The 24,858-nt window shown below is 39.6% G+C and carries 23 protein-coding genes and 1 tRNA gene; 15 read left to right on the forward strand and 9 right to left on the reverse strand.

Annotation, left to right across the window (positions count from 1 at the left end):
- Positions 1-74: 74 nt before the first annotated feature.
- On the reverse strand, positions 75-707 hold the full coding sequence (locus RM049_RS18680) for a plasmid mobilization protein (protein WP_322705218.1): 633 nt from the start codon (positions 705-707) through the stop codon (positions 75-77).
- A gap of 311 nt (positions 708-1,018) precedes the next feature.
- Positions 1,019-2,134, reverse strand: coding sequence for a site-specific integrase (locus RM049_RS18685; RefSeq protein ID WP_322705219.1), 1,116 nt, complete (start codon positions 2,132-2,134; stop codon positions 1,019-1,021).
- Between the two features lie 170 nt (positions 2,135-2,304).
- Here RM049_RS18685 and RM049_RS18690 point away from each other — a divergent pair.
- From RM049_RS18690 to RM049_RS18705, 5 genes are all read left to right on the forward strand, one after another.
- A tRNA-Cys gene (locus RM049_RS18690) sits at positions 2,305-2,375 on the forward strand.
- Between the two features lie 317 nt (positions 2,376-2,692).
- Entirely contained in the window at positions 2,693-2,836 is a 144-nt protein-coding gene (locus tag RM049_RS39330; protein WP_416212648.1) for an Arm DNA-binding domain-containing protein, read from the forward strand.
- A 72-nt stretch (positions 2,837-2,908) separates the two neighbouring features.
- Entirely contained in the window at positions 2,909-3,376 is a 468-nt protein-coding gene (locus RM049_RS18695) for a hypothetical protein (RefSeq protein ID WP_322705220.1), read from the forward strand.
- A 351-nt stretch (positions 3,377-3,727) separates the two neighbouring features.
- Positions 3,728-5,365 carry an AAA family ATPase gene (locus RM049_RS18700; RefSeq protein ID WP_322705221.1) on the forward strand — a complete coding sequence of 546 codons (1,638 nt, stop codon included), beginning with the start codon at positions 3,728-3,730 and terminating at the stop codon, positions 5,363-5,365.
- A gap of 75 nt (positions 5,366-5,440) precedes the next feature.
- The gene (locus RM049_RS18705; protein ID WP_322644149.1) at positions 5,441-5,815 is read left to right on the forward strand and encodes a DUF1257 domain-containing protein; all 375 of its coding nucleotides are present in this window, start codon (positions 5,441-5,443) and stop codon (positions 5,813-5,815) included.
- Between the two features lie 89 nt (positions 5,816-5,904).
- On the opposite strand, the gene RM049_RS18710 is transcribed toward RM049_RS18705, so the two are convergent.
- From RM049_RS18710 to RM049_RS18735, 6 genes are all read right to left on the reverse strand, one after another.
- The gene (locus tag RM049_RS18710) at positions 5,905-7,140 is read right to left on the reverse strand and encodes a WD40 repeat domain-containing protein (protein WP_322705222.1); all 1,236 of its coding nucleotides are present in this window, start codon (positions 7,138-7,140) and stop codon (positions 5,905-5,907) included.
- 81 nt (positions 7,141-7,221) lie between these two features.
- Positions 7,222-8,517 carry a WD40 repeat domain-containing protein gene (locus RM049_RS18715; RefSeq protein WP_322705223.1) on the reverse strand — a complete coding sequence of 432 codons (1,296 nt, stop codon included), beginning with the start codon at positions 8,515-8,517 and terminating at the stop codon, positions 7,222-7,224.
- A gap of 330 nt (positions 8,518-8,847) precedes the next feature.
- Entirely contained in the window at positions 8,848-10,044 is a 1,197-nt protein-coding gene (locus tag RM049_RS18720; RefSeq protein WP_322705224.1) for a hypothetical protein, read from the reverse strand.
- A gap of 67 nt (positions 10,045-10,111) precedes the next feature.
- Positions 10,112-11,671, reverse strand: a complete 1,560-nt coding sequence (locus RM049_RS18725) for an Hsp70 family protein (protein ID WP_322705225.1) — start codon at positions 11,669-11,671, stop codon at positions 10,112-10,114.
- 126 nt (positions 11,672-11,797) lie between these two features.
- A complete protein-coding gene (locus RM049_RS18730) occupies positions 11,798-12,445 on the reverse strand; it encodes a hypothetical protein (protein WP_322705226.1) in 648 nt (215 codons plus the stop codon).
- 17 nt (positions 12,446-12,462) lie between these two features.
- Positions 12,463-12,675 carry a DUF2997 domain-containing protein gene (locus RM049_RS18735; protein WP_322672977.1) on the reverse strand — a complete coding sequence of 71 codons (213 nt, stop codon included), beginning with the start codon at positions 12,673-12,675 and terminating at the stop codon, positions 12,463-12,465.
- Positions 12,676-12,937: 262 nt separating this feature from the next.
- On the opposite strand from RM049_RS18735, the gene RM049_RS18740 reads away from it, so the two are divergent.
- Positions 12,938-14,140, forward strand: a complete 1,203-nt coding sequence (locus tag RM049_RS18740; protein ID WP_322686086.1) for a hypothetical protein — start codon at positions 12,938-12,940, stop codon at positions 14,138-14,140.
- A gap of 50 nt (positions 14,141-14,190) precedes the next feature.
- Here RM049_RS18740 and RM049_RS18745 read toward each other — a convergent pair whose 3' ends face one another.
- Complete coding sequence (locus RM049_RS18745) at positions 14,191-14,370, reverse strand: hypothetical protein (protein ID WP_322705227.1); 180 nt, start codon at positions 14,368-14,370, stop codon at positions 14,191-14,193.
- Between the two features lie 107 nt (positions 14,371-14,477).
- Between RM049_RS18745 and RM049_RS18750 the strand changes: the two genes are divergently transcribed.
- The 9 genes from RM049_RS18750 (at position 14,478) to RM049_RS18790 (ending at position 24,604) form a co-directional block, all read left to right on the forward strand.
- Positions 14,478-15,740, forward strand: coding sequence for an STM4015 family protein (locus RM049_RS18750; RefSeq protein ID WP_322705228.1), 1,263 nt, complete (start codon positions 14,478-14,480; stop codon positions 15,738-15,740).
- Positions 15,741-15,836: 96 nt separating this feature from the next.
- Positions 15,837-17,117, forward strand: coding sequence for a hypothetical protein (locus RM049_RS18755; protein ID WP_322689899.1), 1,281 nt, complete (start codon positions 15,837-15,839; stop codon positions 17,115-17,117).
- 15 nt (positions 17,118-17,132) lie between these two features.
- Entirely contained in the window at positions 17,133-18,275 is a 1,143-nt protein-coding gene (locus RM049_RS18760) for an STM4014 family protein (RefSeq protein ID WP_322705229.1), read from the forward strand.
- A gap of 35 nt (positions 18,276-18,310) precedes the next feature.
- Positions 18,311-19,534 (forward strand): HEAT repeat domain-containing protein, encoded by a 1,224-nt coding sequence (locus RM049_RS18765; protein WP_322705230.1) that lies wholly within the window; start codon positions 18,311-18,313, stop codon positions 19,532-19,534.
- Positions 19,535-19,635: 101 nt separating this feature from the next.
- Positions 19,636-20,436, forward strand: coding sequence for an STM4013/SEN3800 family hydrolase (locus RM049_RS18770; protein WP_322705231.1), 801 nt, complete (start codon positions 19,636-19,638; stop codon positions 20,434-20,436).
- 260 nt (positions 20,437-20,696) lie between these two features.
- A complete protein-coding gene (locus RM049_RS18775; protein ID WP_322705232.1) occupies positions 20,697-22,040 on the forward strand; it encodes an STM4012 family radical SAM protein in 1,344 nt (447 codons plus the stop codon).
- An 81-nt stretch (positions 22,041-22,121) separates the two neighbouring features.
- Entirely contained in the window at positions 22,122-23,417 is a 1,296-nt protein-coding gene (locus RM049_RS18780) for a hypothetical protein (RefSeq protein ID WP_322705233.1), read from the forward strand.
- Positions 23,418-23,431: 14 nt separating this feature from the next.
- Entirely contained in the window at positions 23,432-24,307 is an 876-nt protein-coding gene (locus RM049_RS18785; protein ID WP_322705234.1) for an STM4011 family radical SAM protein, read from the forward strand.
- A gap of 105 nt (positions 24,308-24,412) precedes the next feature.
- Positions 24,413-24,604 carry a hypothetical protein gene (locus RM049_RS18790; protein WP_322686076.1) on the forward strand — a complete coding sequence of 64 codons (192 nt, stop codon included), beginning with the start codon at positions 24,413-24,415 and terminating at the stop codon, positions 24,602-24,604.
- Positions 24,605-24,858: the final 254 nt, after the last annotated feature.

The raw sequence follows: 24,858 nt of genomic DNA on the forward strand, positions 1-24,858 counted from the left end.
AACAAAGCCCTGCTAGGATGACCTTGGCAGGGCTAAATATTGGGTAGTAACTAAGTAGTATAGTAGGTAGTATGCTAGCTAGCCTGTCTTACCCAGTGCTGTCTAGTAGCATCAGTAGGCAACCATGCATAGCCATTAGGGTCTTTAGAAGTTGTCATTAGCTTTAGTTTGGTTTCCTTAGCCTTAGCAAGGTCTAGGGGAAAGTTAGCTACTGTATTTTGTCTACCTTTCTCTGTCTTAGCAGTTGACTGTGCTAATATAGCTGGCTTTAACCTCTCCAGTAGTTGCTCAGTAGTAAGTATAGCCCCACTTGGTAAGGTAGTATCTACATCGCCTAAGTCTTGCTCTGACTGCATTTGAGTGGTAGTATTCTGAATAGTATTTATAGGTAGTATAGTAGATACTAACTGAGTAGTATTTAAGGTAGTAGCTAAGGTATTAACATCCTCTCTAATGGCTAAGGTATCCTTAGTCAGGTTACTAACAGCATCCCATAGTTTACTGTACTCACTAGCAGCATCCTGGGTGGTAACATAGGTAGTATCTAGGGTAGTATCCTCTGGTAGGTTAATAGCAGTAAGGATAAGTTGCTTACAGTAGCCAGATAATGATAGGTTAGCGCTGTTAGCTAGCTGCTTAATGCGCTCACCCTCTTTAGGTGTTACTACCACTTGAATGCGCTCTGAATATTGCTTAGGTTTAGTCATTGTCTTTTCTCTCTAGCTTGACTACTACCTATATACTACTTATAGCTACTATCTACTGTCAAGGGTTGCTACTACTTATAGTTACTACTGCCTAAATACATACACAGCAAGCAACTTAGCTATACTATACTATCTACTACCCAATATACTACCTATTAAAATACCCTCTTTAGTGTTATAAGTACCAAAAAGGGTAGTAACTAAGTAGTATTATAGGTAGTAGCTATAGGTAGTATACTAGGGTATACCTTCTAAACCCTTATTGTGAGCCAAGGTATACCATTGGTGTGTGTTAGCAGTGATAGCTTACCTTATATATCAGGTAACTGTATAGCTACTCCATTACCAGCATAGTGCTGTAAGATAATGGCAGGACTGTTGCCTACTAACTTAGCCACTTGAGAGACTGTTAACCCCTCTGCCAACATTAAGGTTATGAAAGTATGCCTAGTATTGTAAAGGCATCTATAGCGGTCTATAGCGCCTGAGTCCATTAAGCCTTGTAGTACCCCATTATAGGTCTTATCCCCTGCTTTACCACCCTTCCAGACTTGGGTACTGAACTTTGTATTATTGACCATACCCCCATTAGGCGCTAGGAATACTGGGGTATCCTTAATAGCGCCTATAGGCTTGATAGATAGCAATAGTGCCTTTAGTTTGGCATTACAAGGGAACTTCCTAGCCTTACCTGTCTTAGTACACTTTCTAACCTTTAAGGCAGTATCATAGGACTCACAGAAGGTTATCTGGGTACAGTCAGGGCTTATATGCCCCCAGGTTAGCCCTATTGCCTCTCCTGTCCTACATCCTGTCCAGAATAGGAACTTAACAAAGGGGGCATAATGTGGTCTAGTATCCTCAAATGCCTTAATAATGGCTACCATCTCATCCCTGCTAAAGGGGTTAATAGCATCATTATCATGCTTTGGTAGCTTAATGCCCTCTGACATACCAGCAAATGGGTTAGTCTTGACCATACCAGAGGCTATAGCCCATTTACAACAGGCTGCAAGGTAGGTTAGTACCCTCTTAGCTGCATTAGGGGATAGGGTAGCTAATAGATGTTCTTTAATAGCTATTGCCTGTGTTAAGTCTCTGGTAGGTAGTGCAGCAATGTGGTTAGTATACTTTCTTCTATAGTCTTTTAAGTAGGTAGTACTGGCTAGCTGAGGCTGCATATACTCACAGTATTTATCCCATAGAGCGCCTAAGTCCTGCTGTGGTTGCTGAGGTTTAACTATGGTTAGCTGAGGTCTATTGAAGGTATCTATTCTCTCTCTATACCTCTCTAGGGTACAGTCAAACTGTCCAGTAGCTATTTCCTCATCCATTTGAGCTACTAGCATTCTCATCTGCTTTCTGTTATAGTCAGAGGCATCTAGTCCAGTCATCATATACCTGCTTTGACCTTCCTTAGTCAGCATGGTAGGCAACCTAAGTCTTAGTTTACCTCTATGGTCTTCTATGCCTACTGTGCCTCTGGCTTGTCTAGTTCTGATGGACTGTACCATGTTAAGCTACCCTATAACCTTTACCTTACCTAATGGTAGCTAAATGGTAGCTAAGAGTCAAGAAAAGAGCTAAAGATAGCTGTGGCGGTATAGCCAAGTGGTAAGGCAGAGGTCTGCAAAACCTCCACCCCCGGTTCAAATCCGGGTGCCGCCTTTAAAGAAATATAAGCATTACAGGGTTTTCAAGCCCTTTTTTATTGGGCGTTAAAAGCTTGTTTTCAAAGCCTTTAGAGATTTTTGGGGTTATTTTGGGTAGTTTGGGTAAAGAACTGGGGTAAAAATGTAAGGTAGAGGTTTTTACCCCAATAAGTATTTCTGGGGTAAAACTGGGGTAAAGCGAAAGGATAAAGGTCTTTACCCCAGTTAATTACCCTTATGGAATCTCAAAAATCTCAAAGTATTGCCCGTCGGGGTTCAGTATAGATTAAGAACTCTAACGGCAGCCTCCAATTAGTTTTTTATCGTCCTATTATTACTCCGACTGGAGAGCTAAAAACCAAGCGTTTCTATCTTTCAACAAGGCACGACGATACACCTTTTGGAAGACATCAAGCATCGGCTTTGGCGACAAAAATCCAGAGAGATATTGACTATGGAGAGTTTGATGCCAGTTGAGTTAAGTACAAACCAGCAGCGTCATTAAGCACCGTTACCCCAATTACACCTTCACCTAAACCCCAACCAGACTTGGGAGAATTATGGGAAAAATACACTGAATTTAAAAAACCACAGATTAGTCCTTCTACTTATGCAGTTGACTACCGCAAGTATCGCAATCACATTGCTAAGTTAGCAACTAAAACTTTAGATGATGCGATCGCAATTCGAGACTATTTACTTGCAAATCTCAGTGCTAATGCAGCTAAACGTACTTTGACAAATATAAATGCTTGCTGTGATTGGGCACTTAAAAGTCAGCTAATTGAATCCAATCCCTTTCAAAGTATGGCAAAAGATATTCAGATGCCGAAGTCGGAATCAGCAGAATATGAAATCAATCCCTTTACTAAGGAAGAACGGGATAGCATAATTCAAGCGTTCGAGGAGAGTAAACTCTACAGCTACTATGCTCCTTTAGTAAAATTATTATTTTTTACTGGGTGCAGACCATCAGAAGCGATCGCTCTACAATGGAAGCATATCAGTGATAAATAGTAAAAAGTCGAATCCGCAAAAAACTGGAGCAGTTTGATTGTTTACGAGACGCCATTGAAGATGTCTTGCATTTTGCGTCCTAACCATCTTGGCGCTTGCTATAGTATCCTTGGAAAGGATATAGTATTAATTAAGACTAATCAATTACTAGTACAGCACGGCAGAAATAAACATACCCTTCGGGTGACGCTCCTGCGTCGCTAACGCTACGCTAACACCAGTCGCCTGCGGAGGGAAACCCTCCCGCAGCGCTGGTTCACCATTTCAAATAGCGCAAAAGCGCAAAGATAAGAGTTTTAAACAGCGCTAAAAACTCTTTTTCTTATACCCTAATACCCATTTTCAAGCGAAATGAACAATTTTCATCAATATGGAAAAGGAGATGCAACTCATAACAGCGAGAATCAGCAATACACCTCTTTAGTAGAGCAACTTGATTTGATGATTCGGGCACGGTATCCCTTACTGTATGTGATTTCCGTTGAAGAAGAACCTGTGGAAGAAGTGTTACAGCAAGTTGCATTGCGTTCTGTGCCCAAACGACAGCTTTTATTTTGGGATATTGTCCGGGGTTGGAGTGATAATGGTGCAGATAAAGGTTCGGTGATGGCTGCATTAGGGCGAATTGGCAAAGCTGATGCCCAAATACCTGCGATGTTTGTACTGCGGGATTTGCATCCATTTGTGAAAAATCCGACGACTGAGAAAAATGCCCCAATTGTGCGAGAGTTGCGAAACTTGACGCGGGAGTTAAAGCGATCGCGTAAAATTATCGTTACCACCAGCCATACTTTAGAACTTCCCGACGAGTTACTGCAAGAAGTGACAGTAGTGGATTTTCCCTTACCTAGCGTTAGCGAAATAGATAATTTAATCCAACAGTTAGTAGTACCAGATAAATTAAATGTTTCTGGTTTGGCGCGAGAACAGTTAGTTAAAGCCTGTCAAGGTTTAAGCCGCACCCGAATTTCTAGAGTATTAGCAAAAGCTTTAGCAGCCAAACAACAAGTAAATGAGTCTGACATTGACGGCGTATTGGAAGAGAAAAAGCAAGCAATCCGCCAAACTGGGATTTTAGAATTTTTCACACCCCAAGAATCACTCAAACGAGTTGGTGGATTAGATCAACTCAAACAATGGGTACTAATGCGACAAGATGCTTTTACCGAAGAAGCCAGACGCTACGGTATTCCTAACCCCAAAGGGATGTTACTTGTGGGGATTCAGGGAACAGGTAAATCCCTCTCAGCCAAGACAATTGCCCATGAATGGCGCTTACCGTTATTAAGATTAGATTCTGGGCGTTTATTTGGTGGGATTGTCGGCGAAAGCGAAAGCCGCGTGCGGCAAATGATTCAGCTAACTGAAGCAATGGCACCCTGCGTTTTGTGGATTGATGAAATCGATAAAGCCTTTGGTAATATTACCAGTACCATTGACGGGGATTCGGGGACATCGCGTCGCGTATTTGGCAGTTTGATTACCTGGATGCAGGAGAAAACCGCGAGTGTGTTTATTGTTGCCACCGCAAATAACGTCAAAATATTACCCGCCGAGTTGTTGCGAAAAGGAAGATTTGATGAAATTTTCTTTTTGAATCTACCTACAGAAACTGAACGCCAAGAGATTTTTAAAGTGCATTTGCAACGGTTACGCCCGAATCGGCTGCGAGAATTTAACTTAGCTTTGTTAGCTAAACAAAGTCTCAATTTTAGCGGTGCGGAAATTGAGCAGGTAATCGTTGATGCCATGCACCAAGCATTTTCCACAAGAATTGAGGGACAGCGCCGAGACTTTAATACAGAAGATATTTTACAGGCTGTAGCTCAAACAGTGCCACTAGCTGCGATCGCGCATGAACAAATTGAAGCATTAAAGCAATGGGCAGCACAAGCCGGTGCCAGAACGGCCTCCAACGATGTGCTGTTGGTAGAAGAATTAAAACAATACTCAACCGAACAAGGAATAGGCCCTTTAGAAGTCGATTAAAATAGAAAAAATACGTGTTTCCTGCGCCTCGTTTTTTAATCCAAAATCCCAAATATAAAATCCAAAATTGGTATTATGTCTCATTTCACAACTATCAAAGTCCAAATCAAACACGGTGAAATTCTGCATCAAGTTTTGCAAGAATTAAACTATCAAGTTGAATGCAACACGAATGTACGCGGATATCGAGGCGATACGACTCAAGCCGAGTATGTAATTCGCCAGAACAATGGTTATGACTTAGGTTTTCGCCGCAGTGGTGAAAATTACGAAATAGTTGCAGACTTTTGGGGAGCGAAAATTAATCAACAACAGTTTGTTAATTCCATCAGTCAAAAATATGCTCATAAAACCTTGATGGCAACAGTGCAAGAACAAGGTTTTAATGTGGAGGACGAAGAAGTATTAGCAGATGGAACTGTGCGAGTAGTTGTAGGGCGTTGGGTGTAAATAAGTGCTTGGGCTGGGCATCTTTCTCAGCCTAGATATTTAACCTCTTGCAAAAGTCATAATTACAAATTATGAATTATGAATTAGTATTACTCTGGTATACCCCAAATTTTAATAGTTGTATCGATACTCCCGCTAACAACAGTTTTTCCATCTGGACTAACAGCTATGCAAGTAACACTAGCTGAATGTCCTTCTAAATCGTGAATTTCTTCACCTGTAAGCACATTCCAAATTTTAATAATGCCATTATTTAAACCTCCAAAGAAAGCTTCACCATCTTTGCTAACAGATATTGAGCGAATCTTATTATCTGCTTCCAGGGTAAGTGTATAAATTTTCTCTGTTTTTTCTATATCCCAAACATCAACCTGATTTTCTCCTCCAGCAATAGCAATTGTTCCATCTGGACTGATAGCAACACAAGAAAGTCCTGGTACATAATTATTTAAACCCAATGTTTCGTTTCCTAGAGTTGTAATTTGTTGTCTTTGCTTCCAATTCCAAATTTTGATTGCCCTATCAATAGCACTACCACTAATCAAAATCTTCCCATCAATACTAAGGGAAACCTTAACAGTATTCATTCCCCAAACGTAACAAGGATGCTCTCCCAAAACATCATATTTTCCTGAATGGGGTTGTTCCCAAACATAAATCAATTTATCTTGACTACCACTAATTAAAGTGCCATCAGGAGCAACAGCAAGAGATAAAACAGCATCAAAATGCCCTTTAAGTATACGAATCTCTTGCTTTTTTTGTAAATCCCAAATTTTTATTTCATTCCAATTATTGCTATACAAAGTTTTTCCATCTGGACTGAACGCAAGGGCATAAGGAGATGATAAATCTTCACCTAATGTGGAAATTAATTGGCTGGTTTGAAGATTCCATAATTTGATAGTTTTATCATGGCTTCCACTAGCTATAGTTTCTCCATCGGGACTAAATGCTATTCCATATACATCAGATGTATGTCCTGTTAAAGTAGTTAAACATTCAAAAAACTTATAATGGTATGGATTGAAAGCTCCAATAACCTGTTCAAGACCAGCTTCTTTTCTTTTATGTAATAACTTATATGCTACCGCTTTTAACTGCACTGATTCATTCTGTAAACTTTGAATGACTAACTCTAAGCCTGTATCACCATAGTTGATAGCTTCAGTAAGTGCAGCCATTTTTGCTTCTAAATTATTACTTAAAAGACGACGCTTAACGCCTTCGATTCCGCCTAGAACTACACCGGAAACTGGAGGTGGTGCTTGTCCACCAAGTACAGCATCATATTCTCGTGGTTGATTGGGATTCTCTAACATCATTCTCTTCCTCGACACTAATACCAGTGTTCCCAATTAAGGAAATGCGATCGCACTTATTTGGAATCGCACCTATCCTTGATTCTATGGAACTCGCCATACTTGAATTAATTTCCTAACGTAAGTAACAATAGTCTGTCCATCTGGGCTAATAGCAACACTTGTTCCATAAGAAGAAAGTTTAGCAAGTCGTTCTTGTGTCTGCAAGTTCCAGATATCAACATCACCACCACAATTAACAAATATTTTTCCATCATAATTGAAAGTGAAAAAGTTTAATTGACCACTATTAGGAAATAAAGTATGAACTTCTTTACCAGTTCTCAAATCCCATATTCTAATACGTGTTGGCAAATGATTATCGCCAGTTATTAAGGTTTGTCCATTGGGACTAATTGCTAATGAGACAACGCCATAAGGATGTCCATTTATAGACTCATGCCCTACTAAGGTATAAATCTCACTTCCCGTTATTAAATTCCATAGTTTAATAGTCTCATCTAAACTAGCGCTTGCTAAAATTTTTGCATCTATATTGATCGCAAGGGAAGTTATATTTTTTGAGTGTCCTTTGATAGTGTAAATATTTTGTTGTGTTTCCAAATCCCAGACGAGAATATTACCAGCTTCATTACCGCTAGCGAGGATTTTACCATCAGAACTGAGAGCAATAGCGGTAATAATATTGCGCTTTCTCGACTCCCATAATGGTTGTCCGCTAATAACATGACTTAATTTCTCGGTATTGAAATTCCAGATTTCAGTTCTAATAGTACTGTCATGCTGAGAACCACCTATTGCTAAAGTTTGAGCATCAGCACTGAAAGTTAAATGTTTTGGATGGTCTTTTACTCTCGTACCAAATATTTTAGTGATGGTGCGAAGACTTTTTCCTGTCTTCAAATCCCACTTTTTAAAGTCTATATAAGTCCCACCAACGATACTGCCATCTCTTTGAGGTTCTTCAAAAGAACTACCGCCAGCATCGCAACATACTAGGGTTTTGCCGTCGGGATGAATAGCGATCGCAGCATCATTTCTATTAAGCTCAATTGTATAAGCACACTCAAAAAACTGATAGGGATTAAATTCTAAGATTGCCTGTTTTACTTTTAATTCTGAGATATCCCGCAATAATTTATATGCTGCTAACTGTACCCTTTTTGATGGGTCTTTTAAAGCCTGAATTACTAAATCCCAGCCTTCCTGTCTATAGTTAATGAGTTGCGAAAGCGCTAAAAAGCGGTAATTTTCATCACTGCTAGCGAAACGTTGTTTTGCGCCTTCCAATCCGCCTAAAACTACACCATCGACTGGCGGAGGATTTTTTCCGCCAAGCACAGCATCATATTCTCTTGGTTGTTTGGGATTATCTGGCATCGCTTTTAACCTGTGGCTAATACCAGTGTTCCCAAATTTAGGCTATTTTGCAGCTTGCTAATTTCTCTGCAAGCGCAGACAGGGTTCTGCAACCCGTCCAAAAGTCACCTAACCCCCAACCTATAAATGCACCGCCACGGGGTAGGTGTCCTACGTTAGCACTCAAATCGAATGTCAAGTCATTCCAATACCGCCAAGAACAGCATCATAAACTCTTGGGCGATTGGTATTTTCTTTCATCAGGTTTTTAATGTTGAGCCTACTACTTAGTATTCCCAATCACTGAGGTGAGGCGATCGCATCCCTAATTTTTGACTCGACTCGCTTTTTCTATGACTTAATACCCCAAATTTTGATAGTTTTATCTCTACTACTACTAACAATAGTTTTTCCATCTGGACTGATAGCTACACAATAAACCCAATCAGTATGTTCTTTGAGAATGCGTAGGCATTCCCCAGTTTGCAAGTCCCAAATTCTGATAGTTTTGTCTCTACCACAACTAAGAAGAGTGCTTCCGTCTGGACTGATAGCTACACAGTAAACCCAACCAGAATGCCCTTCAAGTGTGAACTGAAGCTGTTTTGTCTGTAAATTCCATACTTTAATTGTTTTGTCTTTACTGCCACTAACAATTGTCTGTCCGTCTGGGGTAATAGCTACAGATTCAACACCATTTGAATGTTTTTTAAAAGTGTGTATAAGTTCTCCAGTTTCAAAATTCCACGCTTTAATAGTTGCGTCATTACTACCACTAACAAGAGTTTTTCCATTTCCACTAATAGCTAACGCTTGAACTAAGTAGTGTGAATGTCCATTCATGGTACGTATAATTTGTTCTGTTTGCAAATCCCAAACATTAATTCCGCTATTCTCACTACCGCAGGCAAGCGTCTTTCCATCTGGACTAATAACTAGAGAAAAAACTCTGTAAGTAAATTCTTCTAAAGTTTGTTTACGCTTTCCACTTGGGAAATCCCAGATTTTGATTTTATGGTCACCGTCATAAGTTCCTCCTCTACTAACTAAAGTTTTTCCATCTTGGCTAATAACTAAAGAATTAACGTCAAAATTATTTATAGAAAAAGCTTGGAGTTGTCCGGTATGTAGCTCCCAAGCAGTGATGCTTCTTCCAGAACTGAGAAGAGTTTTCCCATCTGGACTAATGGCAAAAGCTGTGACCAGTATTTTCTGCTGTAAAGTGCGGAGGCAAGTGATTTTTAACCAGGGATTATGTTCTTGTAACGCCTGTTTGACTCTTGCTTCTTCTCGGTGGCGAAGTAACGAATAAGCAGCCCACTTTAATTTTCCTGATTCAGATTGCCAAGCCTGAATTACTAAGTCTAAACCTGCTTCTCCATAATTGAATGCCTCTTTTAGGGCAGCAATTTGCACTTCTATATCTACACTTTTCAAGCGGCTTTTAACACCTTCCAGTCCCCCTAAAATCATACTACCAACTGGGGCAGAATTTTGAGTTCCTAAAACCGCATCATATTGCTTAGGTTGGTTCTGTTTCTTTGCCATTGCAATTTACCAAATTACGATTATTTTTTAAACGAACCGCCAAGACGCAGAGGGCGCAGAGAGAAGATTATTTGAGTTTGGCGATCGCTCCCCTATCAACTAACATTTTTCCCGTCAATAAATCCTTTACCGTCACTACTAATACCCGTTGTTCGTTAACTTCAAATTGTGCTTGTATTCTGTCTACTCCTGTTTGTCCTGGCGGTTCGATATGAGCGACACATACTTGTTGATGATGAGTTTCCAAAGAACGATAGCTATCTTGTTTTAGTAACTGGCTACTCGTCATCCTACCTTGAGCATCGTAAGAAACTTCCGCTTGGGAAACTTCTGCTACTTCCCCAATATCGAGACGAATTTCTCGCTGTCCTTCTGTTGCAACTTGCAGAGTTAAAGCTTCAGAACGCGCCCCTGGATACTTTGCCCCTTTTTCAATCAAAGTTAAATAAGAATAACTTTTGCTGTGGGGTTCCCAAAGACGAATAGCATAACTGTGGCGCAGGTAATCATCAACTGCTGCCATTTCACTTAAAGCTAATGCGCCATGTGCGACTGCTTCAAAGGGTTTATCTAACTTTACCTTTTGTCGTCCAAAATAGGAAATTACTAGTTGTTGTATGGCGGGAATTTGACAAGTTCCACCGACTAATAAAACCTGCTCAATTGTAGATTTACCGATTCCTTTAGCAAGTGCGATCGCTAATACTTCATCTATCGCCTGTCTTAGCTGTTCTAATAATTGTTGATTTTCTAAAATTTCGCCTAATTCATCCCGATGCAATTGCAATTCATGAGACATAAAATTTTCATCATCAAACCAACTTTCTTTAGCCTCATCTGTTATCGAAAGTTGAATTTTTACCCTTTCTGCAACTTCCAGCAAATTCATAAAACCGATTTCTCCAACTTCAGCACGGGAGGAACTGATTTTTTGCAGGTAATGTTCGACAATCCATGTGTCAATATCTACGCCGCCAATAAAAGCATCGGATTTGGCGATAACTTCGGCACGTACTACTTGCTGTTCAGATTCAGCGCTGACAGTCCGTACTAAACTTAAATCTAGAGTACCGCCGCCAAAATCAACTACCAGAACTACAGCACCAGGATGCTTGACAGCATAACCAAGGGCTGCTGCGGTAGATTCATCGACAATTTGCACTGCGGGAATATTTAACTTGTCGCCCAAATTGCGGAACCAGTCAAGATATCGCTCAAATGCACCGACGGGAACTGTGAAAATAACGCTACTGGGTTGTAATTGCTGTTCAACCTGTTGCCAAATTTCCTTGAGAAACAGTTCCGAAACCACCTCAGCGCTGTAACTATTACCATCCAACTGTCGCGGAGGTGGGACAAAATCTGCTGCCAAATCGCGTTTGAAAGCTCTAAAACAGCGTTCCGGCTGGGCAAACCCCAAGCGTTTGGCGCGTACAGATTCACCAAAAGAAATGCGATCGCGCCCTTCCACAAATACTAAACTGGGTACAACGCTAACTTGTTCCGCCCCAACCTCAAATCGACGCGACATCGAATCAAATCTCAACGTCCGTGGTTTTTGCGTAATCAAATCGGTAGTACAAACAACAGTATTGCTTGTACCAAAATCAATTATTACTGTAGTCATTTGTCATTTGTCATTTGTCATTTGTCATTAGGCATTGGGCATGGGGCATGGGGCATGGGGCATTGGGTAATAATCAATAGTTCTTCTTCCCCTGCTCCCCCTGCTCCCTCATCCTCCTCATCCCCCTCATCTCCCTCCTCCGGGCAAAGTGCGACTAACTTTCGCAGGGACAAGAATTTTTCCTTGATGTTGATAACCAACGAATCGGATGTAAACTAACTCATCTTCAGCAATATCTGCTGTGTCTGGTTGATGAATTTGAGGATTGTAAGGTACTTGTTCCCAAGGTTTCCCTATCTGTTCGTAACCCCATTTATTGAGGAGGTTATCTAAAGAGGTAAACATCGAAAGCAGATTTTTCGCAGGTAATTCTGGTTTAACCTGCACCATTTGAGGGATGCTGGGATAGTTTGTTAACAATATCTGCAATTGCTCAAATGTCGAAGAACGTATTTCGTCTGTCAGTTCAAGACGCTGCTGCTGCAATTCTTCATGTAGTCGCAAGCCTTCCTGATATAGCGCTGCTTTTTCAGCAAGTAACTGTTCTATTTTTTGCTGCTCTTCTAAGTAATTTTTGCGTGTTGCCTTTAGTTCATTTTCTAGTAACTCAATTTGCGTAGATGCTAACCTGCTTGTTGCTAGACATCGCGCCAATTCTAACTTGTTAGTTTCCAAGTCTGCTTGGCGAGCGATCGCATCACTAATTGCTGGAATAATCAACAATAGAGTGCAAATCCCTATTGCGATTGTCAAAAGGCTTAAAAGAGAAAACATTCCTATCTGCATCCCTCTTAGATTTGTTTGAGAGACTGGTTTTGTGCCACTGTATCGCCCTCACCGCCTTCGTAATACTCAGGCAATAATTCTTGATTTTCAACTTCTCCTAAAGCCTTTTCAATTCCCGATGTTGTACTTGTACAACTTGAACCAGAAGAATTGATTACTGTTTCAGTAATTTTCCCATCTTTACCAATGCGATACTCAATTTTTTGATACTCAGCCATAAATAGACTCTTTTGATTTTTTAGGGTTTCGATCGTGTTGTACCAAATTCTAGCCAACGACAATTAACACTGGCACTAGTACAAATAAATACGTGAGAGCTTTCGCCAATAAATTAAAACAAATGTACTAGTTTAAGTCAATAAGATTTAACATAATTTACGCACAATCTTCATGGTTAGACGGTTACTTACACGCGCAATAGAGCGATCGCATTTTATCAATCTAGGGGAATGATAGACAGTAGTGCAAGCTGAAACCATCATGTCACAAAATCCCAATCAGCCAAGACCTTTTGATGTTGTTTTAGGTAGCCAAATACCTACCCCAGGCGATGCAGCAGTTTTAGGAGGACTGCCAGGAGTCAAACAACGGTTAGCTAGTACTGCCCCACAAAATCGGATTGCAGCGTTAAAAGAAGCCCTCCAGCACGGAGATGCAGGCTTAGATTTAGTCATCCAAGCTTTGCAAAATGAAGTCACACAAGTCAGGTGGGCTGCTTACTCGCTGTTAAGGCAAAGACAAGAACCTCTTATAAAACAGGCGTTACGCGAGTACAATCCTTGGCAAAAGCTTACATGTCTGCGTACCTTGGAAGGTCATTCAAGGTTTGTTAGCTGTGTCGTCTTCAGCCCTGATGGTCAAACTCTTTTCACTGGCAGTTGGGACACAACAATCAAAGTATGGGAGTTTGCAACAGGACGTTTAATTCGCACGCTCGACGGAGATGGATATTATATTAATTCCCTAGCCATTAGCCCTGATGGTCAAACTCTTTTCGTTGGACAGGAAAAGAATTTTATCAAGGTTTTGGATTGGCAAACTGGAAAAAAAATTAGCACTTTGCGTACTAGGTTACAAGCAAGATTTACGTCGATTTACGCTCTAGCCGTTAGTCCAGATGGGCAAATTCTTTTTAGTAGCGACTATTCACTCAAAGCCTGGGATTGGCAGATGGCAAAAGAACTTTACAACTTTTATGCTCATCAGAGTGAGATTTGTTGTCTCGCAATCAGCTTAGACGGACAAATATTGGTCTGTAGCAGTCAGAACAACAGCATCACCGTATGGGATTTACCCACAGCAAAGCAAATCCATATTTTGAAGGGACATTCAAAAGCAGTTACCTCCGTTGCCCTCACTGGTGATAAAAAAACTCTTGTCAGCGGTAGTTGGGACGGTTCTATTAAAGTGTGGGATTTGGAAACGGGAAAAGAAATTTACACTCTTATTGGAGATCAAACCCAAGTTAATTGTGTAGCGATTAGCCCAGACGGACAAACCTTCTTTAGCGGCGGTGAGGAAAATACAATCAAAGTATGGGATTTGCAAACCGGACAGCAGATGAACGCGCTAAGAGGGCACCAATCTCTTCTTATTAGGAGTCTTGCAATTAGCCCAGATGGGCAGAATCTGGTTAGTAGTAGCAGTTGGGAAAAAACTATTAAAGTGTGGGGACTTGCTTAAAGACAATATAACTATAGCGGGCATAGCAAATAATTCTGCTAAACCTTTTGTTAAGCGGGGATGGACAAGGTTACACTTCTACATTTTAAATTTCTCGTCCACCTGAATTTGATATCCGTTCCGTTGGTGAGGTGATTGGTCATATTGGCAGTGGTTGCGATCGCAGCGCTAATTGCTGGAACAATCAAAAGTAACGCCAAAAATCCTAAAAGGCTTTCCATAGAAAACATTCTCATTCCTCGATCGTCTACGTTGCTCGTATTTTTACTTGAGAGGTTGATGTATGCGTATTCCGCATTTTTGGGAATTCTAATAAGGACTCAAAAGGTAAAACGCCATGACAAACAACCAAAATCAACCCAGAGATTATGATGCAGTGTTGGGAGGACAATCTCCGCCTCCTGTGGATGGAGTTGTTTTAGGAGGAATTGAGGGGGTTAAACGTTCTTTATCAAATCCTGTGATTACAGTCCGAATTGCTGCACTCAGCGAAGCCTTGAAATATGGTGATGCAGGGTTGGATGTATTAATTCAAGCATTGCAAGATAAATCGAGATTGGTACAGCGTTTTGCTTATCGACTATTAAAACAAAAAACAGAACCGCAAGTCAAACAAGCTTTGCAAGCATATAAACCTTGGAACTTGGAAGAGAGATTTAACGAGTATCAAGGGTATAAAAATGATCGTGTTACTCAATTTGCTAATCGGCAAGTTATAGAGTTTGATGCAAATGTAGGTATTGTTGAACCTGTTAACAATGCTTATGCTCTCAGGTTTGAATATAAAAATTATGATAATTTACCCAGGAAACTTAGTAGACTTCTGCAAGAAACCAACGCCCACAAATTAGAAGTTTTAGTGTTTGGTTTGTGGGCAGAAACATCACAGACTGATTCAAGTAGTATTGTCCAAGCTTTAGTTGATGCTAAACAACGTTTAACTAATCTCAAAGCTGTTTTTATTGGCGATCTTACTTCTGAGGATTCGGAAATATCTTGGATTCAACAAAGCGATATAAGTCCCATTTTGCAAGCTTATCCTAAACTGGAAATTTTGCAAATTCGTGGAGGTGATCGTTTACAATTTAGTCCGCCGATACGACATAATTACCTCAAAGCGTTGATTGTTGAAACTGGGGGTTTAAGTCGGGATACTGTTGCCCAAATTTGTCAGATGAATCTGCCAGCCTTAGAACATTTAGAATTATGGTTTGGTAGTGAAGATTACGGCGGAGATTGTTGGGTTGAAGATTTAAATCCGATTATTTTTGCAGAAAAATTTCCCAATCTAGTTTATTTAGGATTACGCAATAGCCAATTTACCGATGAAATAGTCAGCGTTATTGTAGGTTCTCCAATTCTTGATTATATCAGCGTACTTGACCTTTCAATGGGAACGCTGACTGATGCTGGTGCGGAAGAATTACTAAATTGTTCGGCGATAAATAATCTTGATATTCTCAATATTTCAGAAAACTTTTTATCCCAGGAAATGATTGATAAATTCTCTGGTTTGGATGTACGTGTTTTGGCAAATAATCAGAAAAAAGAAGATGACGATCGCTATATCGATGGCCGCTATTGTTCTGTTTCTGAGTGAAATTTACAGTAATGGGTGACTGGAAGTCGCGGCTACACAGACAAAACCCGCCTGCGCGGGTTCAGAAACTTTCTCTTAATTAGTTCAATTTTAGCTATGAATAATAATTCTAATCAACCCGGAGAATTTGACGCAGTACTTGGTGGTGAAGTGCCACCTCCTGTTAGTGGCGTGGTTTTAGGAGGACTTGAAGGGGTAAAAAGTCGGTTAAAAAGTTCGGTTGTTGAAGTAAAGGTTGCAGCACTTTCTGAGGCGTTGAATTATGGGGATATGGGTTTAGATTTAGTGATTAATACTTTAATTGATTCTTCCGCGCAAGTGCAGCGTTTTGCTGCAAAATTATTAAAACAAAGGGGAGGAAACAAAGGAAAGCAAGCGTTACTAAATTCTGACCCCTACCTTGCTTTTACCATGATGACCGACTGGTTAGTTGAAGAATTTAATTCAGAAGTAGGTATTACAAATCCTGAAATTACAGCTTATGCTCTAAATTTAGAACTAGATTGGTACGCTTTGTATGCCAAAGTTAGATCAATAGTAAAATCCGGCTCAGGGTTGTCTTTTAGGGCAGAAACACATCGTCTTGATAGAGAAGAAACGACCAAAAAATTTCAAGGATTTCTTCATAATCCCCAAAGTCATCAGATCCAAGCTTTACACTGTCACTATCCTAGTCACTGTTTTATAGACCTTTTTATTGAAGCAAAGAACCAACTGAGCAACCTTAAGGCATTATTTTGGGGCGATCCTCAAGATGACCCTTACAAAGACACCTCCAGACATAAACTAACCAGAAACATGAGCCTAATTTTAGAAGCTTATCCAAACTTGGAGGTTCTTCACATACGTGGTAACGCTGACGGAGATAACTACGATCCTTTTGAAGGTTCATGCTTGTCATTTACTTTAGTAGAACATCATCATCTCAAAACGTTGATTATTGAAACTAAATATTTACCATACTCAACAGTTAATGAGATTGTTAATCTTAATTTGCCAAATCTAGAATATCTGGAATTGTGGACAGGGAACGGAGGATTTGATGCAGTTAGCTTAATACCTAAAATCTCTGAGCAGTTTCCAAAACTTCAGTATTTGGGCATACGCAGTTGTGAAGATGCTGATGAAGTAGCCAAAGCATTAGTGAGTTCTCCTTTAATAGAACGCCTTAAAATTCTCGACCTTTCAATGGGAGAAATGACAAATCAAGGAGTGGAATATCTTTTAAATTGTCCCGCAGTGAACCAACTCCACACCCTTAATCTTTCTATGAACTACATTTCAAATACCGAAGTCTTAGACCAACTTGCGTGTCACGTAATTGCACAACCTCAAGATGGTGAATATGGCGATCGCTATTCTGCCCTCCACGAATAAAGAATATATTAGATAATGCTTAATTTCATCCTCATCGCCAACCCCGAAAACCGCCGTGTCGGTTTCCTCCAACAAGCGATCGCTCATTTCAACTTACCACCAGCCACCGTAGTAGATTACGCCGACTTAATAGGAGGAAAACAAACTCTCGAACAATTCAATACACCCAACACTATTATCCGCTTTGACTCTCCAGAAAAAAACTTTGATGTTGATAAAGCCATCATTGCAGAAGGAAGTAGGGAAATTTTTTCTACTTCCAGCCATCAACATATCAGTGCAGAAGCCGCGACAAAATTAGAATTTGATAAAGGACTCATCCTCTATCCGCGACAGTGGTATTTAGGCTGGCGGTATCTGTTGCAAAAATGGGAAACACAACTTACTCCCCTTCTCACAAATGGCGAGTTTATGAACCATCCTCAAGATATCGCTGTGATGTTTGACAAACCAGCTTGTCACGAAAGATTCAGCCATCATAATATCCCTGTTCCGCGATCGCTTGGTAAAATCCATAATTACGAACATTTGCGCGAACAAATGCAAATGCAGGGAATAGAACGAGTATTCGTCAAACTTTCTCACGGTTCCGCCGCTTCTGGAGTCGTTGCTTACCGCGCAAATTCGCGTTTTGAATCAGCCATAACTACTGTCGAACGAGTGCGAGAAAATGGGCAAACTCTGCTTTACAACTCCCGGAAAATTAGGCACTACACTCACCGCGAAGAAATCGCCGATATTATCAACATTTTGACAGCAGAAGGCGTACAAGTTGAAGAATGGCTACCCAAAGCACATTTGCAAGAATGCGGGTTTGATGTGCGTGTGGTGGTTATCAATAGTGAAGCACAGCATATCGTTGTTCGCCTTGGTAAAAGTCCCATGACAAATTTGCATTTGGGAAATGAACGGGGAAATACTGAGGAATTTTTAGCAAAAGTTGGTGTAGAAAATTGGGAGATAATGAAGCGAACTTGCGAACAAGCAGCAGCGTTATTTCCTAATAGTTTATATTGTGGAGTTGATTTACTAATTTTACCTGATTGGAAAACTCATGCGATTTTAGAGATTAATGCTTTTGGTGATTTATTGCCGGGTATTTTATGGAATGGGATGGATACTTATACGAATGAAGTTAAGGCGATTTTGGCAAAATAAACGTAGGGTGTGACTATAAATTAGGATTAACCAAAATGAACAACAATTTAAATCAACCTGGGGAATTTGACGCAGTACTTGGTGGAGAAGCGCCACCTCCTGTTAGTGGTGTGGTATTAGGAGGAATTGAAGGGGTAAAAAGTCGCTTAAAAAGTTCGGTTATTGAAGTGAAACTCGCTGCTCTTTCTGAGGCTTTGAATTATGGGGATATGGGTTTAGATGTAGTAATTAATACTTTAACAGATTCTTCCGAGCGAGTGCAGCATTTTGCTGCAAGGCTATTAAAGAGAAGTGGAAGTGAAAAAGGTAAGCAAGCAGTAATAGATTATGACATTTGGTTATTTTTTCATTTGCTAACAGAATGGAAATTTGAAAATTTTGATCCATCTATTGGTATCACCAATGTAATTGATACAGCCTATATCCTTGGATATATTGAATATACCCCTTTCGATTTTAGCCAATTTGAAGCTTTGCTTCGTGACTCTCAAGCCGATAAAATCCAAGCTCTAGTTTGCCAAATATGGGCACAGGCTTATCGTAGTGTAAGTGCTGATACTATCATAAAAGCTATTTCTTCTGGATCTAAGAAACTGACTAGTCTTAAAACTCTTTTCATTGGAGATGGGTATGATGAGCCATACAAAGTTTCTTATGTTTCTTTAGGTGATGTTAGCCCAGTACTGACAGCTTATCCAAACCTAGAAGTCTTACAAGTTCGTTGTGATGACTCTCTAGAGTTCAGTCCACTACAACACCATAGCTTAAAGACATTGATTGTTGAAACTGGTCAGGGACTCAGCTATAAAACTATTGATCAAATTTGTGTTCTTGAACTGCCTAATCTAGAATATCTAGAATTATGGCTGGGTAGAGATTATGATTATCATTACGAAGGAATAAATTCAGGTATAAGCAGATTGATACCTCTTTTAAAAAATCCGTTATTTCCTAAATTAGAATATTTAGGTTTAAAGAGTTGTGAATATGCAGATGATCTTACTGAAATTTTAGTGGAATCTCTTTTAATGGATAATCTTAAAGTGTTGGACTTATCAATGGCAAAGTTAACAGATAAAGGCGCACAAGTTTTACTTAACTGTTCAAAAATTAATCATCTTCACACACTGAATGTTTCTATGAATCGTTTATCTACAAGTATGATTGAGCAGCTATCTCAACTCAATTGTCACTTAGAAGCAGAACCACAAGATACTGAAAGTAGTAGGGGGTTGCGCTATTGGTCTTTGTATGAATGAAATAAAAAATAGAAACTAAATCTCTTGACTCTCTGTGACTCTGCGTCTCTGCGTGAACCTAAAAATATGTAGACCGCTAAAATTTATGATTTTTCCTCCCCATGTTAAATATAAATCAAATCGTCGGAACTCATGATATCTTATTTATCACCCTAGACACATTGCGTTATGACGTAGCCAAAAACCTACTCGCAGAAAAACGCACTCCAAACTTAGAAAAAGTACTCCCTAAAACAGGTTGGGAAGAACGTCATTCACCCGGAAACTTTACCTATGCTTCTCATCATGCGTTCTTTGCAGGCTTTTTACCCACACCTGTAACACCTGGAATTCACCCCCGCCTTTTTGCTTTGGGATTTGAAGGAAGTACCACTACAACTGATACAACTTGTGTGTTAGATAGCTCAAATATTGTTACTGGATTAGCTGCAAAGGGATATCATACAGTTTGCATTGGTGGAGTTGGTTTTTTCAACAAACGCAACCCTTTAGGTAATGTAATTCCCTCAATGTTTGCTGAAAGTTATTGGAGTCCAGAATTAGGTGTTACCAATCCCGAATCTACAGAAAATCAGGTAAATCTTGCGCGACATATTTTAGAAAAAACGCCAAACAATCAACGTATATTTTTATTTATAAATATTTCTGCTCTACATCAACCAAATTATTTCTATCTTCCCGATGCCAAAGATAAAATCGATACCATTGAATCTCACGCCGCAGCTTTAGAATATGTCGATCGCCAATTAGCCAAACTCTGGAATATTATACGACAAAGGCATTCTACTTTTTGCATTCTCTGTTCCGACCACGGGACAACTTATGGTGAAGATGGTTACACTGGACATCGACTTAGCCATCCTGTGGTTTGGACTGTTCCCTATGCAGAGTTTATTTTATGAAAACTCACCCAGAGACGCAGAGGCGCAGAGTTATTCTTTGCGTCTTTGCGCCTTTGTGTGAGACTTATAGCAGTTTTCATGTATTTAGACCACAATTATGAGACCTAACCCCCAGCCCCTTCCCTACTAGCGTTGGGGAGAAAATCAAAGCCTCTCTCCTCGTAGGAGAGAGGTTTGGAGAGAGGTCTATTTGTGGTTCATTTACCTGAAAATCGCTGTAAAGCAAATTCTTAACTTGTCACGAAAATACTTGAAATTCTATGCTGACAATCCAAAATCTTAAATCCAAAATTGCCGAGTCTCCCTATCAAGCATACGTCTATTCTTACCCCCACAAAACAGCTTATCGTCCTCTCACTCCACCTGTGTATCTCCCAGAACTTTGGGCGCAGGAAGATAGACAAGCGCTATTTCTCTACATACATATACCGTTTTGTGAAATGCGTTGTGGTTTCTGCAACCTGTTTACCACAGTCAGCCACAATGAAGATTTTATGAGTCAATATGTCCGCACGTTACAGCGACAGGCGCAACGGATGAAGGCAGTGTTGGGTGATGCGTCATTTGCTCGGTTCGCTATTGGTGGCGGAACTCCCACCCAATTACCGATTCAGCACCTCGAAACTATTCTCAATATTGCTGAAAATACGATGGGTGCAAAGTTACAGGAAATTCCCATTTCTGTGGAAGTTTCGCCAGAAACCGCCACTGAGGATAAGTTAAAGCTATTGCGATCGCACGCCGTCGATCGTGTTAGTATTGGTGTCCAAAGCTTCATCGATTCGGAAGTTTTAGCCACCCAGCGCCGCCAATCTACTACTCAGGTAGAAACAACGCTGACAAGGATCAAAGACATTGGATTTCCTACTTTGAATATTGATTTGATTTACGGTTTACCCGGTCAAACTGTAAATAGTTGGTTGCAATCAATACAAGCTACTTTGCGCTTTCAACCAGAAGAAATTTATCTATATCCATTGTACGTGCGATCGCTCACAGGTTTGGGACGCACAGATAGAGAATGGGACGATATTCGTTTAGCTTGTTATCGAGAAGGGCGATCGCTATTATTGTCAGAAGGATATACGCAAGTTTCCATGCGGATGTTTCGACGCTTGGAAGAGGGACAATTTAGCAATCTTTCTCCATCATCTCCCGTTTACTGCTGTCAAGCCGACGGGATGATTGGTTTAGGTTGTGGCGCACGTTCTTATACTAATACTTTGCACTACTCCAACGAATATGCAGTGGGAGCAAAGGGAATCAGCGAGATTTTACAAGCGTATATTCAAACAGCAGATGAGTCATTTGACTACGCGCACTATGGTTTTCAACTAAATGCTGAAGAACAACGTCGGCGGTATATTTTATTATCTTTGCTCTCCGATGAAGGATTGAATTGTGGTAGTTATCGTCAGCAATTTGGTAGTGAAGTATACGCTGATTTTCCAGAATTTTCAGAACTGCTTGCTTTGAATTTGGCGATAAAAGATGAGGAAATTTTGCAGTTAACTGAATTTGGCATTGAGTGTTCTGACACTATTGGCGCGTGGTTATTTTCTGAGAAAGTGCAGGAATTAATGCAGGATTATGAATTGAAATAGTAGGGTTTCAAAAATATTTGTAGAGAAGCGATTAATCACGTTTCTATGCATATTTACATTGCATCTACTATTAAGAAAAATATGACAAGCAATCAAAATCAACCCGGAGAATTTGATGCAGTACTCGGAGGAGAAGCACCGCCACCAGTACAAGGTGTTGTTTTAGGTGGGATTGAAGGTGTTAAAAGACGCTTATCGAGTTCCAATATTGAAGTTGGAATTACATCTGTAAGTGAAGCATTAAACTATGGCGATGCAGGGTTATATTTGCTAATTGAAGCTTTAAAAAATAAATCTAGAAAAACTCAAAAAGCAGCATTGAAAATTTTAAAATATATAGAATACCCTCAAGTAAAATTAGCTTTAAAAAATTACCATTTTTGGAGGAGTTTTGAGAAAGTCTATAGTATTCCTTGTGGTTATTCAACTACATTTGCTAACCGGAAAGTGATTGAATTTGATCCTACTACTCAGATTAGTGACACAGTTGATATAGCTTACACTTTAAGGATTATCCCAGCAGAACGCTATGGAAAATCCGTTATGAGTAGTGTAGATAAGCTGCAAATATTGTTGCAAAATCCTCTTGCTAATCAGATTGAAGCTTTGGTATTCGGATTGTGGTACACAAGTTCTTTAGAAGATTACACTTTCCGTCCTGTTATGGATGCATTACTTAATGCTCACGAACAACTTAGTAACATTAAAGCTTTATTTATAGGAGATGTTAATGATTATGAATTGGATTACTTGCCACTTGTATACAGTAATTTCAGTTATATTTTGTTAGCTTATCCACAATTAGAAGTATTAAAAATTCGCTGCAATAGTTCTTCCAGGTATTATAAATACTTCACCGGGCTACAATTCATTCCAGTTAGACATGAAAATTTAAAAGCAATTATTATCGAGTCACATGGATTTTACCATTATGATGTGCTTGATGAAATTTGCCAACTAGAATTACCAGCCTTGGAATACCTTGAATTATGGTTAGGCTCAAGTGATTGGGCGTATGAATTTGTTATGAAATTCATCACAGATTGTCCTCATATATTTCCAAAACTTAAATATTTAGGGTTACGTGATTGTGCCTTTTCAGATGAATTTGCTTGTGCTATAGTAGATTCTCCAATTATTGAAAATTTACTAGAACTAGATATTTCAATTGGAAATTTAGGATATGAGGGTGCAGAATGTTTACTTAATTCTCTATCTGTCCGTCAACTAGATACTCTTGATATTAGTGATAACTGTTTACCTGCTGAACTCATTGAAAGATTTAAGCAATTAAATATTAAAGTTATTGCTGACAGACAAAAAACACCATATAGATATTATTCTGCCGCCGAATCATCAAATTTAACTAATATTTAATAATAACTATTGCTATGCACCTCACCATCCTTTATCGCGGTTCTTTAATTAGTTGCAACTACGGCTGTGAATATTGCCCTTTTGCTAAACGCCAACAAACAGCCGCAGAATTGGCAATTGATAAACAATCTTTAGAACGATTTGTCAATTTTATTTCCCAACATACCCAACATCAATTTTCAATTCTGTTTACTCCTTGGGGAGAAGCATTAATCCATTCTTACTATCAGCAAGCACTGATAAAATTAACGCAATTACCCAATGTTAATAAAGTAGCAATTCAAACTAATCTATCTTGTAATTTAGATTGGGTAGAGGAATGTAACAAAGATAAATTGGCGCTTTGGGCAACTTTTCATTCAGAATGGGTGTCACGCGATCGCTTCTTACAAAAATGCCTCAATCTAGACAACAAAAATATCAAATTCAGCGTTGGAGTTGTCGGTTTTCCCAAGTTTAAAACAGAAATAGCCGCTTTACGTCAGGAGTTACCAAACCACGTTTATTTGTGGATTAATGCTGTGAAAGCTGAACTTCCTAATTTATCACCAGAAAATCGAGAATTCTTTCAATCTATTGACCCGTTATATGAATTAAACACTCAACATTATCCTAGCTTTGGGTATTCTTGTCGGGCTGGAGAATCAGTGATTTCTGTTGATGGTGACGGGACAATGTACCGATGTCATTTTATTAAAACAGCAATTGGTAATATTTACGATTCTACCTGGGAAATAGCTTTGTTTGAACAACCTTGTACCAACCAAACTTGTCACTGTCATATTGGTTATGTTCATCTAGAATATTTAGAAATGAATAAGGTATTTGGTTCTGGTATTTTAGAAAGAATTCCTGATAATTCGGTTAATCAAAATTGTACTGTAATATAAATATCAATGTTTATCAATTTAACTAAAAGGGTCAGAGAAAGCCGCATTTTCTTCACCTTTGCACCCTACCACTGTAGAATTGTAAAAGATGTGGTGGATCGAATAATGGAGCGCACCAAAGCGCCAAATCCTTACTGTGTCGGAGAAGTGTGCCAAATCATTGCTAAGGATAATCCTAATTTACGAGGAAAAGGCGGGAATTGGTGCATTGTCAACCATGTAGGCGAGTTCAGCTGTACAGTGACAACGTGGAATGGACAATACACCGTGAGAATCGACCACTTGAAGCCACTGTAACTACCTGGAGTCGGAATGTCAGCAGATGCAACTAATCAGCGATGCCTGCGGCGGGCTACGCTTACGCATCAGTAGATTACGGGAAAACGAGAACTTGGAATTTGCCAAGAATGACCGCTATTAGCATAAAGTATGGCTCCATCAAATCGCTCCAGGATTTGAATGTGTTCTTTGGGAACTGCATCAGAAAAGTTTGTATAAAATTCCGACCAATTAATAGGTGCTTGTGTGATGTGCTGCCTGAAGCTGTTTCC

Origin of the sequence: Nostoc sp. DedQUE04 (genome assembly GCF_034530995.1) — a bacterium.
In the GTDB taxonomy this organism is placed as follows: Bacteria; Cyanobacteriota; Cyanobacteriia; order Cyanobacteriales; family Nostocaceae; genus Nostoc.

What these genes read in the sequence shown, in the direction of transcription:
- RM049_RS18775 (WP_322705232.1), top strand. Translation starts at nt 20,697, where the DNA reads ATGCTGACAATCCAAAATCTTAAATCCAAAATTGCCGAGTCTCCCTAT.
- RM049_RS18760 (WP_322705229.1), top strand. Translation starts at nt 17,133, where the DNA reads ATGCTTAATTTCATCCTCATCGCCAACCCCGAAAACCGCCGTGTCGGT.
- RM049_RS18785 (WP_322705234.1), top strand. Translation starts at nt 23,432, where the DNA reads ATGCACCTCACCATCCTTTATCGCGGTTCTTTAATTAGTTGCAACTAC.
- RM049_RS18685 (WP_322705219.1), bottom strand. Translation starts at nt 2,134, where the DNA reads ATGCTGACTAAGGAAGGTCAAAGCAGGTATATGATGACTGGACTAGAT.
- RM049_RS18705 (WP_322644149.1), top strand. Translation starts at nt 5,441, where the DNA reads ATGTCTCATTTCACAACTATCAAAGTCCAAATCAAACACGGTGAAATT.
- RM049_RS18770 (WP_322705231.1), top strand. Translation starts at nt 19,636, where the DNA reads ATGTTAAATATAAATCAAATCGTCGGAACTCATGATATCTTATTTATC.
- RM049_RS18755 (WP_322689899.1), top strand. Translation starts at nt 15,837, where the DNA reads ATGAATAATAATTCTAATCAACCCGGAGAATTTGACGCAGTACTTGGT.
- RM049_RS18730 (WP_322705226.1), bottom strand. Translation starts at nt 12,445, where the DNA reads ATGTTTTCTCTTTTAAGCCTTTTGACAATCGCAATAGGGATTTGCACT.
- RM049_RS18745 (WP_322705227.1), bottom strand. Translation starts at nt 14,370, where the DNA reads ATGTTTTCTATGGAAAGCCTTTTAGGATTTTTGGCGTTACTTTTGATT.
- RM049_RS18710 (WP_322705222.1), bottom strand. Translation starts at nt 7,140, where the DNA reads ATGATGTTAGAGAATCCCAATCAACCACGAGAATATGATGCTGTACTT.
- RM049_RS18715 (WP_322705223.1), bottom strand. Translation starts at nt 8,517, where the DNA reads ATGCCAGATAATCCCAAACAACCAAGAGAATATGATGCTGTGCTTGGC.
- RM049_RS18790 (WP_322686076.1), top strand. Translation starts at nt 24,413, where the DNA reads ATGGAGCGCACCAAAGCGCCAAATCCTTACTGTGTCGGAGAAGTGTGC.
- RM049_RS18765 (WP_322705230.1), top strand. Translation starts at nt 18,311, where the DNA reads ATGAACAACAATTTAAATCAACCTGGGGAATTTGACGCAGTACTTGGT.
- RM049_RS18735 (WP_322672977.1), bottom strand. Translation starts at nt 12,675, where the DNA reads ATGGCTGAGTATCAAAAAATTGAGTATCGCATTGGTAAAGATGGGAAA.
- RM049_RS18700 (WP_322705221.1), top strand. Translation starts at nt 3,728, where the DNA reads ATGAACAATTTTCATCAATATGGAAAAGGAGATGCAACTCATAACAGC.
- RM049_RS18750 (WP_322705228.1), top strand. Translation starts at nt 14,478, where the DNA reads ATGACAAACAACCAAAATCAACCCAGAGATTATGATGCAGTGTTGGGA.
- RM049_RS18725 (WP_322705225.1), bottom strand. Translation starts at nt 11,671, where the DNA reads ATGACTACAGTAATAATTGATTTTGGTACAAGCAATACTGTTGTTTGT.
- RM049_RS18780 (WP_322705233.1), top strand. Translation starts at nt 22,122, where the DNA reads ATGACAAGCAATCAAAATCAACCCGGAGAATTTGATGCAGTACTCGGA.
- RM049_RS18720 (WP_322705224.1), bottom strand. Translation starts at nt 10,044, where the DNA reads ATGGCAAAGAAACAGAACCAACCTAAGCAATATGATGCGGTTTTAGGA.
- RM049_RS18680 (WP_322705218.1), bottom strand. Translation starts at nt 707, where the DNA reads ATGACTAAACCTAAGCAATATTCAGAGCGCATTCAAGTGGTAGTAACA.
- RM049_RS18740 (WP_322686086.1), top strand. Translation starts at nt 12,938, where the DNA reads ATGTCACAAAATCCCAATCAGCCAAGACCTTTTGATGTTGTTTTAGGT.